10 protein-coding genes are annotated in these 12827 nt (G+C 69.5%); all 10 read right to left on the bottom strand.

Annotation, left to right across the window (positions count from 1 at the left end):
- Positions 1-10: 10 nt before the first annotated feature.
- Positions 11-1402: an NAD(P)/FAD-dependent oxidoreductase gene (locus tag SB816_RS12295; protein ID WP_081273532.1), complete on the bottom strand. Its 1392-nt coding sequence runs from the start codon at positions 1400-1402 to the stop codon at positions 11-13.
- A gap of 90 nt (positions 1403-1492) precedes the next feature.
- On the bottom strand, positions 1493-1885 hold the full coding sequence (locus SB816_RS12290) for a nuclear transport factor 2 family protein (protein ID WP_064526043.1): 393 nt from the start codon (positions 1883-1885) through the stop codon (positions 1493-1495).
- Between the two features lie 149 nt (positions 1886-2034).
- Positions 2035-3027, bottom strand: coding sequence for a CobW family GTP-binding protein (locus SB816_RS12285; RefSeq protein WP_410547057.1), 993 nt, complete (start codon positions 3025-3027; stop codon positions 2035-2037).
- 1 nt (position 3028) lies between these two features.
- Complete coding sequence (locus tag SB816_RS12280; protein WP_410547056.1) at positions 3029-4705, bottom strand: amidohydrolase; 1677 nt, start codon at positions 4703-4705, stop codon at positions 3029-3031.
- The gene (locus SB816_RS12275) at positions 4698-6329 is read right to left on the bottom strand and encodes a dipeptide ABC transporter ATP-binding protein (protein WP_410547055.1); all 1632 of its coding nucleotides are present in this window, start codon (positions 6327-6329) and stop codon (positions 4698-4700) included. The genes SB816_RS12280 and SB816_RS12275 overlap by 8 nt, the downstream gene beginning before the upstream one ends.
- Entirely contained in the window at positions 6329-7231 is a 903-nt protein-coding gene (locus SB816_RS12270) for an ABC transporter permease (protein ID WP_410547054.1), read from the bottom strand. The genes SB816_RS12275 and SB816_RS12270 overlap by 1 nt, the downstream gene beginning before the upstream one ends.
- On the bottom strand, positions 7228-8196 hold the full coding sequence (locus SB816_RS12265; RefSeq protein ID WP_054504295.1) for an ABC transporter permease: 969 nt from the start codon (positions 8194-8196) through the stop codon (positions 7228-7230). Before SB816_RS12265 ends, SB816_RS12270 begins: the two co-directional genes overlap by 4 nt.
- 10 nt (positions 8197-8206) lie before the next feature.
- Positions 8207-9793 carry an ABC transporter substrate-binding protein gene (locus SB816_RS12260; RefSeq protein ID WP_410547127.1) on the bottom strand — a complete coding sequence of 529 codons (1587 nt, stop codon included), beginning with the start codon at positions 9791-9793 and terminating at the stop codon, positions 8207-8209.
- 131 nt (positions 9794-9924) lie between these two features.
- The gene (locus SB816_RS12255; RefSeq protein ID WP_144657596.1) at positions 9925-10854 is read right to left on the bottom strand and encodes a bifunctional enoyl-CoA hydratase/phosphate acetyltransferase; all 930 of its coding nucleotides are present in this window, start codon (positions 10852-10854) and stop codon (positions 9925-9927) included.
- Positions 10855-10858: 4 nt separating this feature from the next.
- Positions 10859-12670, bottom strand: coding sequence for a sulfoacetaldehyde acetyltransferase (gene xsc / locus SB816_RS12250; protein WP_410547053.1), 1812 nt, complete (start codon positions 12668-12670; stop codon positions 10859-10861).
- Positions 12671-12827: the final 157 nt, after the last annotated feature.

Genomic DNA, 12827 nt, shown 5'->3' with positions numbered 1-12827 from the left:
GCCCCCGCCGCTACAGCACTTCGTCGCGCAGGTAATACCAGCGATACAGCAACGCCTGTCCCAGCCGGCGAAACGGCGCGAACAGGTGCCCGGGCAGCGGCGAGTCATAGATCGGCAGGTTCCACGACAGGCCGTCCTGGCCCATCATGCGCTGCGCCAGGCGGCGACCCGCATGGGCCGAGAACGACACGCCGTTGCCGCCATAGCCGAAGGCGTAATAAACCTGCCGCGCCGGGTCCGGCTGGGTGATGCGCGGCATCATGTCGTGGCTGACGTCGACCCAGCCCGTCCATGCATAGTCCAGTTCGATGCCGCGCAGCGACGGGAACTTGCGCGCCAGCCCTTCCCGCAGCAGCGCCAGGTGGCGCGGATGCTGCGCGTCGGCGCCGCGCAACGCGCTGCGGCTGCCGATCTGCATGCGGCCGTCCGGCAGCAGCCGGTAATAGAAGCGCAGCGTGCGCGTGTCGGTGATGAATACCGTGCTCTTGAGGCCGGCGCGGGCGCGTTCGTCCGGCGTCAGCACCCGGGTCACCATGGAATTGGACAGGATCGGCATGATGCGGTTGTCGAGCAGGCCGTTCACCCCTTGCGCCGTGTAGCCCCCGGTGGCGAAGGCCACCCGCCTGGCGCGCACCGTGCCGCCCGGCGTATGCAGCCGGTAGCCGCCGCCCTCCTCGCTCCATCCCGACACCGGGCTGCCGGGATGGACGCGCGCGCCCAGCGCGCGGGCCTGGCGCATGTAGCCATAGGCCAGTTTCAACGGATGCACGCCGATGCCGTCCGGCTCGTGCAAGGCCCCGACCGCCTCGTGGTCGTCGACGTAGCGCTCGCGCAGTTCCGCCTTGGTCAGCATGTGCGTGTCGTAGCCGAAAAGTTCGCGCATCACGCGCGCCTCGTTGCGCAGGAAGGCCATCTTCTTCTCGCGGTGCGCGGTGTACAGGTGGCCGCCGGGCTGCGCGTCGCAATCGATCTGCGCCACCAGGCTCTTCCAGTAATCGAAGCCCTCGTGGATCTCGGCGTCCAGGCGCCGCGCGACATCCAGCCCCCAGCGTTCGATCCATTGCGAGCGGTACAGCCGCCCCGACGCGTTCTGCCCTTGCCCGCCGTTGCGGCTGGTGCAGCCCCACACGGCGCGGTTGGCCTCCAGCACCACCGCGCGCACGCCGTAGTCGCGCGCCAGCGCCAGCGCCGCCGACAGGCCGGTGAACCCCGAGCCGACGATGACCACGTCGGCCTCGATGTCGCCCTGGATCGGGCCGTCGTCCGCGGGCGGCGGCCCGGCCGTGTCGACCCAGTAGGTTGGCGCGTATTCCTGCCCGCGTCCCGGCCCCGACACCAGCGGATCGTAGAGCGGATCGTAGGCGTTGGCGGCTGGGCTGGCGGCGGGCGGCGCGGCCGGCATGCCGGCGGGGTCGATGAGGGTACCGGCGGTATTCGACGGATCGGAAGACATAGCGGCATCCATGGGGCAGTGTCCGGTGGCGGCGTCGGCTCAGGCGCGGGCCGGCAAGGCCGGGCGTTGCTTGCGGAAGGCGTTCTTGACGCGGATCTTGCCGTCCTGGAAGGTGAACACGTCGACCATGTCGGCCTCGACCCGCGAGCCGTCCGCGGCCGTGCCGGTGAAGGTGCATTCCGACACGCCGCGCTCGCCCGCCACCCAGTGGCGGCCGTTGTTCCACTGCGCATCCGGGAAGTTCTTCCAGGCCGCTTCGAAAGCGGCGCGGACCGCCTCGCGGCCGCTGTGCCGGGCGCCCCAGCGCTCGGGGCCCCCCACCGTTTCAAAGACGCAGTCCTCGCTCATGAAGGACATCAGGGCGTCGATATCGTGGCGGTTCCATGCGGCCGCGAATTCGGCCAGCATGTCCACGGTGACGGTCTTTTGCATTGCCTACCCTCCTCGATCGCCGGGCGCGACGTGCGCCCAGGCTCCATGCCCAAGGTACGCGGGGGGCCTGGGCAGGGTCTAGAACCAGACGCGGCAAATCGCTTGCACCAGAACGGCCCCGCCGGCGCGGCGCCTGCCTTCACGACGCCTCACGTAGCGCCTGACGTGGCGCCTGACTCGGCGGCGGGCGCCAGCCGCGCGTCCAATTCATCGACTTGCGCCGTGCCGCGCATGCCGATGAAGACCAGCGACGGCGAACGCACCCCGGCGGGGCGCGCCGCCCGCGTATCGAAGCGCACCCGGCGTCCGGCCAGTTGCACCAGCACCCAGCCATGGCGTTCGGTGCGCACCCAGCCCTTGGCCCGCAGCCAATGGCGCGGCAACTGCCGCAGCGCATCGGCCAGGCGGTCGGCATGCAGCATGGCGGGCGCGGACCAGAGCCAGCTCTGGAATGGATGTTGCGGCTCGTCGGCGTCCAGGGCATGCGCCTGTCCGGCCGCCGCGTGGCGGTGCGCCGGATCGCAGCAATGCGCCGCGCAGTTTTCATGGCCGCGATCGTCCGCGCCAAGCAATGCGCCTAGGTCCACCCGCGCCTCGCGCGCCGTTACGATCGGCGCCCCGCCCGCCTGCGTCCGCAGCCAGTCGCGCAGCGCCGGCAACGCGGCGGCGGGCAACAGGTCCGTCTTGTTCAGCACCAGCAGGTCGGCGGCGTGCAATTGGCGTTGCGCCGTGTCGGCCAGCAGCGGATCGGCAAGCGTCTCGCGGATGGCGCCCGCGTCCACCAGCACCACCACCGCCTCCAGTTGCAGCAGCGGATCCGACAGCCCCACCTGCGCGATGCGCCCCGGGTCGGACACGCCGCTGGCCTCGATCACGATCCACCCGGGCGCCGGATCCAGCGCCAGCACCCGCGCCAGCGCGTCGTCCAGGCCGCCCGCCATCGAACAACAGACGCAACCGTTGGCCAGCCGGATCACGTTGTCGGCGCGCTCGGCCAGCAGGCCGGCGTCGATATCGACCGGCCCGAAATCGTTGACCAGCACCGCGGCGCGGCGGCGGCCGGTCGCCAGCACGTGGTTCAGCAAGGTGGTCTTGCCGGCGCCCAGGAAACCGCCCACCACCGTCAGCGGGATGCGCGCCATGTCAGGCGGCCTGGAGCGCCAACGGCCGGCCGCCGATGACCGTGCCGAGCACCTCGATGTCCTTGAGCCGTTGCGGCGGCACCTCCTGCGGATCGTCGCGCAGCACGCAGAAATCGGCGTGCTTGCCGACCTCGATCGAGCCGACCAGGTGGTCCATGTGCAGTGTGTAGGCCGCGCCCAGGGTGATGGCATGCAACGCCGCCTCGACGCTGATGCGCTCGGACTCGCCCAGCACCCGGCCCGAGGCGGTCTGGCGGTTGACGGCGCACCAGGCGGTGAACAGCGGCCCCAGCGGCGTGATGGGCGCATCCGAGTGGATGGCGAACGGCACGCCCGCGCGCGCGGCCGAGGCGCAGGCGTCCATGCGATTGGCGCGGTCCGGCCCCATGGTCAGGGCATGGTGGGCGTCGCCCCAATAGAAGATGTGGTTGGCGAACAGGTTCACGCACATGCCCAGGCTGGCCATGCGGCGGAACTGGGCGGCATCGGCCATCTGGCAATGCTGCAGCGTGTGGCGGTGATCGCGCCTCGGGCTGCGGCGCAAGGCGCGGTCGATGGCGTCGATCGCCAGCTCGGTGGCCTCGTCGCCATTGGTGTGGATGTGCAACTGCGCGCCGGCGTCGTGATAGGCCTGCACCAGACCGTCCAGCTCGCCCGGCGCGATCACCCAGATGCCGTTGGGCGCGCCGTTGTAATAGCCCGGCCAGCGCACCCTGGCGGTGAAGCCCTGGATGGAGCCGTCCACCACCAGCTTGACCATGCCCAGGCGCAGCTTGCCATGATTGAGCCGGCCCGCCTCGCGCAGCTTCGCCAGGCAGGCGGCCGGGTCGCCGGCGTAGGTCAGCGCCGACGCCGCCGGCACGATGCGCACCGGGTAGTCGGGCTCGGCCGTGACCCGCGCCAGCGTCGCCAGGCCCTCGTCGCCCAGTTCGTTGACGAGATCCGTGGCGGTGGTGACGCCGGCCCACTGCGCCACCTTGCCGAACATGCGCAGGCCGTTTTCCGACAGGCCCACGGTGCGGAACGGATTGCCGATCAGCCGCATCACCGGAAACATGGCGGCGAATTCGCACAGCTCGCCGCTGGGCTGGCCGTCGGCGAAGCGGCTGATGCCTTCGATATCCGTATCGCGGTCGATGCCGGCGCGGGCCAGCATCGGCGTGTTCACATTCATGAGATGCATGCTGGCATGCATCACCACCACCGGCCTGTCGGCCGACACCGCGTCCAGGTCGCGCACGCTCATGCGCTGGCCGCCGAAGAAAATGGGATCGAAGCCCCAGCCGATCAGTGTCTGTTCCGGCGCCAGGCCGGCGGCGAATTCCCGCAGGCGCGCGGCCACCGCCGCGAAGCTTCGCAGGCCCGGCCACACGCGGCCGTCGGGCCCGCGGCGGTCGTAGTAGCCGACGTAGGCAAACTGCCACATGCCCCCTTCCGGCAGATGGCAGTGCCCCTCCACCAGCCCCGGCATCAGGACGTGGTCGGCGTAGCGCTCGTCCAGGTCGGCGGGTCCCCAACCGGCCAGGTCTTCGCGGCTGCCCACGCCCAGGATGCGGCCGTCGCGCACCGCCACGTGCGTGGCGCGCGGCTGGGCCGGGTTCATCGTCAGGATGGCGCGGGCGGCAAAAATGGTGGTGCGGGCGGTTGGGGCCGGTCCCGGATGCGGGGTGTCATGCATGCTGCTTGCTCCCGTTCGTGATGGCCGACAGCGCCTGAAGGTCGGGCTTGTTCCAGGCCTTGCCCGGCACCGAATCGATCAGGCGGCGCGTGTATTCGTGTCGCGGGTGATAGAAAATCGTGGCGGCGCGGTCCAGCTCTACCAGTTGCCCGTGCCGCATCACGGCGATGCGGTCGCAGATCTGCGCCGCGACGCGCAGGTCGTGCGTGATGAACAGCACCGACAGATCGAACTGGCCGCTGATGGTCTTGAGCAGGTCCAGCACCTGCGCCTGGATCGACACATCCAGCGCCGAGACCGCCTCGTCGGCCACCAGCAGCCGCGGCTTGAGCGCCAGCGCGCGGGCGATGCCGACCCGCTGGCGCTGGCCGCCCGAGAACTGGTGCGGATAGCGCTCGCCCGCGTCGCCGCCCAGCCCCACCAGGGCCAGCAGTTCGCGCGCCTCGCGCAGCGCGGTCTGGCGGCTTTCGCCGAAACCGATGGGCCCCTGCGCAACCGAATCGACCACGCGCTGGCGCGGGTTGAGCGAAGCGTAAGGGTCCTGGAACACCATCTGGATCTGACGCCGGTAGGGCCGGAAATCCCTTGGCGTCATGCCGACCAGTTCGCGGCCGTCCAGGCGCACACTGCCGCTGTCTGGCGCCACCAGGCCGATCAGCGCGCTGCCCAGCGTGGACTTGCCCGAGCCCGATTCGCCCACCAGTCCCAGGGTCTCGCCCTGGCGGATCTCCAGCGAAATATCCCGCAATGCCTCGACCCGGCGGCCGCCGGCGACGTAGGTCTTGCACAGCTTGGCCACCGTCATCAGCGGCGGCGTGGCGGCGGCCTCGTCCTTGCCCTCGGGCTTGTGCGGCACCGCCGCGATCAATTGACGGGTGTAGGGATGTTGCGGCCGGTTCAGGATCTCGGCGGCGGCGCCAGCCTCCACCACCGCGCCGTGGCGCATCACCACGATGCGGTCGGCAATGTCGGCCACCACGCCAAAATCATGGGTAATGAAAATGACGCCGATCCCCATGCGCCGCTGGATGTCCTTGATAAGCGCCAGGATCTGCGCCTGCGTGGTCACGTCCAGCGCGGTGGTGGGCTCATCGGCGATCAACACGTCCGGCTCCAGCGCCAGCGCCATCGCGATCACCACGCGCTGGCGCTGACCGCCGGACAACTGGAATGGAAAGGCCGCGTACATGGCGCGGGGATCGGGCAGCAGCACCTGACCGAACAGCTCCAGGACCCGCTGCCTGCGCGCGTCGGCGTCCATGTCCGTGTGCCAGGCCAGCACCTCCTCCACCTGCCGGCCCACGCGCATGACGGGATTGAGCGCGGTCATGGGCTCCTGGAACACCATGCCGAACCTGCGGCCGCGCAGCCCCTGCCATTCGGCCGCCGACAGGCCGACCAGGTCGCGCCCGTCGTACAGGATACGGCCCTGGGTCACGCGCAACTGATCCGGCGGCAGCAGCCCCATGATGGCCTGCGCGGTGACCGACTTGCCCGATCCCGACTCCCCCACCACGCACAGGATTTCGTTGCGGTTGATCGTGTAGGACACGCCGCGCACCACCGCCGGGCCGCCGTGGGCGGCGGACACGCCGAGATCGCGGACTTCAAGCAAGGCGCCCATCAGCTTCTCCGTTTGCTGGCCAGCTTGGGATTGAGGGCATCGTTCAGGCCGTCGCCGATCAGGCTGACCGCCAGCACGGTCAGGAAGATGGCCGCGCCCGGCAGGGTCACCGCCCACCAGGCGGTCAGGATGTAGGGGCGGTTGCTGCCGATCATCAGCCCCCAGCTCATCACGTTGGGATCGCCCAGCCCCAGGAACGACAGGCCCGCCTCGAACAGGATGGCGGTGCCGATGGCCAGCGTGGCCGAGACGATCAGCGGCGCCAGCGCGTTGGGCAGGATCACGCGCCAGATGATGCGCGCGTTGCTGGAGCCGATCACTCTTTCGGCCAGCACGTATTCGCGCCGCTTCAGGCTCAGGAATTCCCCGCGCGCCAGGCGCGCGGTGGCGGTCCAGCTAACCACGCCGATGGCCACGGCGATGGTGCCGAGCGACGGCGAGAACAGCGTCACCAGCACCATGGCGAACAACAGCGCCGGCAGCACCTGGAAGAACTCGGTGATGCGCATCAGCGTTTCATCGACCCAGCCGCCGTAGTAGCCGGCCAGCGCGCCCACGGTGATGCCGATGGCCATCGACAGCACCGCCGCCACCACGCCGACCAGCAAGGTGGCGCGCCCGCCATGGATGATGCCGGTCAGCACGTCCCGGCCCATATAGTCCGAGCCCAGCAGCAGCTCGCCGCCGGGCGGCTCCATCGGCGCGCTGGCGATCTCGAAGGGATCGGCCGGCATCACCAGGGGGCCGATCAGCACCACCGCCAGGATGGCGGCCAGCAACAGCAAGCCGATCAGCGCGCCCGGATTGCGGACGAACGCGCGCAGCGCTTCGTACGATGGCCGCGCCGCACGGGCGGCCGCCGGCGCGGGCGCGCCGGACAAAGCGGGAGGAACGTGGCTCATGAGGTCTTTATCCTGGGATCGATCAGCCGGTAGGCCAGGTCGGTAAGCTGGTTCATCACCACCACCAGCAGGGACGCGAACAGCAGGATGCCGAGCAGGGTCGGATAGTCGCGCCGCAGCACGGAATCGAACGCCAGCCGGCCCAGCCCCGGCCAGTTGAAGACCGTTTCCACCAGGATGGCGCCGGCCAGCACGTTGCCGAATTGCAGGCCGAGCATGGTCACCACGGGCAGCACGCCGTTGCGCAGCGCGTGCCGGTACAGCACGGTGCGCTCGGGCAGGCCCTTGGCGCGCGCGGTGCGGATGTAGTCGGCCGCCAGCGCATCCATGACGCTGGCGCGCGCCAGCCGGCTGTACTGCGCCAGGTACACGAAGGCCAGCGTGAAGGCCGGCAGCACCAGGTGGTGCAGCACGTCCAGCGCGCCGGCCCAGCCGCCCTCGGGCCCGCCCGCCGAGCGCATGTCCGACACCGGGAACCACGGCAGCAGCGACGCGAACAGGATGATCAGGATGATGCCGGTCCAGAACACCGGCGCGGAATAGCCCACGATCGACAGCAGCGTAATGCCCTGCGACAGCGGCCCGTTGGGCTTGCGCGCCGCCAGCGCGCCCAGCGCGGTGCCCGCCAGGAAGGCGCTGGACACCGACGTCAGCACCAGCAGCAGCGTGGCCGGCACCCGCTCCCAGATCAACTGCGCCACCGGCAGGTTGAAGAAGTAGGAATAGCCCAGGTCGCCGCGCGCCACCTGCGACAGATACAGCCCCAGTTGAACCAGGAACGGCCGGTCCAGCCCGTACTGGGTGCGCAACTGGGCCCGCAGTTCCTCGCTGATGCCGCCCATGGAGCCGGCGATGGTCTCGACCGGATCGCCCGGCGAGATGTGGATCAACAGGAAGTTAAGCGTCACCACCGCCAGCAGCAGCACCACGGCATAGCCGATGCGACGCGCGAGATAGCGCAACATGGCCGCTCTCCTATTGCAGCCAGGTGTCGTCCAGCGGCGACAACAGGCCCCAGATGCCATCGGGCAGGCCATGCACCTTCCTGGAGGACAGCGTGTGGTACGGGATGACCGTCAGGAAATCGATCGGCAGGTCCTCGGTCACGATCTGCTGGAACTGCGCATACAGCGCGCGGCGCCGGGCCTCGTCGGTTTCGGTGCCGGCCTGCGCCAGCAGTTCGTCGACTTTGGGATTCCTGTAGGACTGCGTGTTGGTCCAGATGATGTCGCGGATATTGCTCGACAGATAGGTGCGGTGCACGCCGATCACCGGATCGCCCCAGTTGAAGACGATGTCGGTGGTCATGTCGAAGTCATGGCTGGCGATGCGCTTGGCCCAGGTCGGGAAATCGGGCGAGGCGCGCACCTGCACCGCGATGCCGATCTTCTTCAACTGGCTGCGCAGGTATTCGGCGACGTTCTTGCCCTGCACGTCGCTGCCCGGCATGTAGTCGACCGTCAGCGCCATGCGCTCGCCCTTGCCGTCCTTCTTGAAGCCGGCTTCATCCAGCAACTGCTCGGCCTTCTTCAGGTCCAGCGGATACTTTTTCAGGTCCTGGGTCGCGTAGGGACTGGAGGCCACGATCGGCCCGTCCGCCGGCTTGGCGAAGCCGGCGTTCAGCGCCTTGGTGATGAACCCCTTGTCGGTGGCGTAGGCGATGGCCTGCCGCACGCGCACGTCGTCCAGCGGCTTGCGCGCGGTATTGAACGCCAGCCAGCCAAGCGCGCCGATGCCCTCGTAGCCACGGTTGGTCATGACGATCTGCGGATTGTCCTTGGCGCGGCGCAGGATGGTCGGCTCGGTCATGTACGGCAGCACGCCGATGTCGCCGCGCTCCAGCCCGATCAGCAGGTTGGTGGCGTCGGGATTGATCTTCACCACCACCCGGTCCAGGTAGGGCTTGCCCTTTTCGAAGAACTTGTCGAAGCGCTCCAGCACGATCTCCTGGCCCGGCTTGAAGTCCTTGAGCGTGAAGGGGCCCGAGCCGACCACGTTGGCCGAATTGCGCGGATGGTTCTTCAGGTCCTGGCCGTCGCCGTAGATGTGCTTGGGCAGCACCGGCATCAGCGCCGGCGACAGCGCCAGCAGGATCGCCGGGTGCGGTTTGCTCATGCGCAGCACGGCCGTGTAGGGATCGGGCGTGTCGACGCTTTCGACGGGCGCCAGCATGCTTTGGAACGGATGGTTCTGCTTGACCGCCATCACCGAGAACGCCACGTCCTCGGACGTGACCGGCTGGCCGTCGTGGAACAGCGCGTCGTGGCGCAGGTGCAGGGTCAGCGATTTGGCGTCCGGCGCCAGCTCCCACGACTGCGCCAGGTAGGGTTGCGGCTTCCAGTTGGCGTCGTAGCGCAGCGGGCTGGCGAAAAGCTGGGCGCTGGGCAGCGCCGTGGCGATGCCCGACTGCACCGCGCCGTTCAGGTGCCGCGGCACCTGGGTCGAGCCGATCACCAGCGTGCCGCCCGGCTTGGGCGCATCGGCGGCCTGCGCAGCCGGCGCACCGGCCGCCATTGCCCATGCAGTCAGTATTGCGGCAAAGCCGCGTGTCGCGCTGCGCATCATCCACCCCTTGGCATTGTTGGCATGAGCCATTCAAACGATGGCTATGGCGCTAGCCTAGTCAACCCCGGGGCCCCCGCTTAGTACCAAACCGCCGGACTTGATGGTGCCAGGCCGGCGCGCGCCCCGCTTCAACGCGCGCCGGCCGCCAACGCCCGCGCGTACAGCGCCGCCACCGCGCAACTGTCGACCCGCGCCTGCACCGCGTCCGAACGGCTGGTCAGCAGCACCGGCACGCGCGTGCCCAGCACCAGCCCGGCGGTGGCCGCGCCGGCCAGCCAGGTCAGCTCCTTGTAGAGCATGTTGCCGGCCTCGATGTCGGGCACCAGCAGGATGTCGGCGTCGCCCGCCACCGGCGAGACGATGCCCTTCTGCTCGGCCGCCTGGCGCGAGATGGCGTTGTCGAACGCCAGCGGGCCGTCGATCTGGCCGCCGCGGATCTGCTGGCGATCGGCCATCTTCGACAGGGCCGCCGCATCCAGCGTGGCCGGCATCGCCGGGTTGACCGATTCGGTGGCGCACAGCACCGCCACCTTGGGCCGCGCCACGCCCAGCGCGCGCGCGAGGTCGATGGCGTTCTGCGCGATGTCGGCCTTCTCCTGCAGGGTGGGGGCGATGTTGACGGCGGCGTCCGTCAGGATGAACAGCTTGGGATACGCGGCCGCCGCCATCACGAAGGCATGGCTGATGCGCCGGCCGGTGCGCAGGCCCGATTCGCGCGCCACCACCGCCGACATGAAGTGGTCGGTGTGCAGGCTGCCTTTCATCAGCATGCCGACGGCGCCGTCGCGCGCCAGGCCGGCGGCGGCGCGCGCGGCGGCCACCTCGTCGTCGGGCGTGTCGACGATCTCCAGCGAGCCGGCACGCAGGCCCAGTTCGGCCATCAAGGCCGCCAGCCGGGCCGCCGGCCCGACCAGCAGCGGCTCGATGTAGCCGGCTTCTCGCGCCTGCACCGCGGCGCCCAGGCTGGACGCGCACAGCGGATAGGCCACCGCCGTGCGCACCCGCCCGGCCGACAGCGCCGCGGCCCGCAGCGGCTCGAACAAGCGGTCGCTGGCCATGGCGTCAGCCGCGCACCGGGTCGATCGGCAGCGGCACCTCGCCCGGCTGGAACGGCTGGTTGACGTAGCGCTTGTACTTGTCCAGCAGGCGCAGCGGCTGCTTGAGCGCGTCGCGGCGGAACGGATCGCCCAGCTCCTGGCTCACCATCATTTCCAGCACGGTGGTCTTGCCCTCGGACTGCGCCTTGCACGCGGCCTGCAGCGCCGCGCCGACCTGGTCGGCATGCTCGACCCGGATGCCCTCGGCGCCCATGGCCCGCGCCAGTTCCGCGAAGTTGGGATTCTGCAGGTTGCTGCCGACGAAACGGCGGCCGTAGAAATCCACCTGGTTCTTCTTTTCCGCGCCCCACTGGCCGTTGTGGAACACCACCGCCGTCACCGGGATGCGTTCGCGCACGCAGGTCAGCAGTTCCTGGAAGCTCATGCACCAGGCGCCGTCGCCGACGTAGGCCACCGCCGGCCGGTCGGGCCGGCCCAGCTTGGCGCCGATCAGGGCCGGCAGCGCGTAGCCGCAGTTGCCGAAGCTCATGGCCGCCAGCATCGAATCCGGTTCGTCGAAGCGCAGGTAGCTGTTGGACACCGAGCAGATGTTGCCGATGTCGGTGGACACCATCACATGCTTGGGCATGGCGCGCTCCAGTTCGCGCAGCATGCGGCGCGGATGCATGCGGCCGCCGCCGTGCTCGATGATGTCCAGGCTCCAGTCGTCGCGCTCGTGCGACCAGCCGTCCAGTTCCTTTTCCCAGGCGCTTTTCTGCGCCGCGATCTCTTCGCCGCGCGCCGCCTTGGTGGCCGCGCAGGCGACCTCGCGATCGCGCAATTTCGCGGCGAGCGCCGCCGCCGCCGGCTTGGCGTCGCCGCAGATGCCCACCGACACCGGCCGCACCAGACCCAGCATGCGGTGGTCGGCGTCGACCTGGATGATGCGCGCGTTCTGCGGCCAGTAGTCCAGCCCGTGCTGCGGCAAAGTGCCGAAGGGTCCCAGGCGCGTGCCCAGCGCCAGCACCACGTCGGCCTGCGACAGCAGCTTCATGCCGGCCTTGGAGCCCTGGTAGCCCAGCGGCCCGCACCACAGCGGATGGCTGGCCGGGAAGGCGTCGTTGTGCAGGTAGCTGGTGACCACCGGCGCGCCCAGCAGCTCGGCCAAGGCCACGCATTCGGCCTGGCCGGCCGAGAACAGCACGCCGCCGCCGGCGACGATCACCGGGAATCTGGCGCTGGCCAAGAGACGCGCGGCCGCTTCCAGGTCCTCGTCGGACCCCGGGCCGCGGCGGATGCGGCGCGGCTCCGGAATGGCCACGTCGATCTCGCCGTAGAAATAGTCGCGCGGAATGTTCAACTGGGTCGGGCCGCGCTCGGCCAGCGCGTTGTCGAAGGCCTTGGCGGTGAATTCGGCCATGCGGTCGGGGCGGTTGACGTGCGCCTGGTACTTGGTGATGCGCGAGAAGATCGGCAACTGCTCGGTTTCCTGGAAGCCGCCCAGGCCCATGCCGGAAGTGCCGGTCTCGGGCGTGATCGCCACCACCGGGCTGTGGGCCCAGTAGGCCGCGGCCACGCCGGTGACGAAGTTGGTGATGCCCGGACCGTTCTGCGCGATGCAGACGCCGTGGCGGCCGGTGACGCGCGAATAGCCGTCGGCCATGTGGGCGGCGCCCTGCTCGTGCACCGTCGGCACGAAGCGGATGCCGGCGGCCGGGAACAGGTCCAGCGCGTCCATGAAGGCCGAGCCGACGATGCCGAAAACGTCCTTGACGCCCTGCGCCACCAGCGTCTCGACGAACGCTTCGCTGGGGGTCATGTGTTGTTTGCTGCTCATGGTCTCTCTCCTGGCGGACCGGCGCGGCTTGGATTGCATATTGGCCGGGGTGAACCGATACTGCAGCAGAACTGCCGCATTTCCCACCCTGCAGCGTTCCATTTTCTGCAGAATCCGCATCAACCTGGCTGCCTTTCGCCAAATCTTCAAATATTGA

The organism is Achromobacter sp. SIMBA_011 (assembly GCF_046535435.1).
Taxonomy (GTDB): Bacteria; Pseudomonadota; Gammaproteobacteria; order Burkholderiales; family Burkholderiaceae_B; genus Achromobacter; species Achromobacter dolens.
This window is presented reverse-complemented; position numbering and strand designations above follow the sequence as displayed.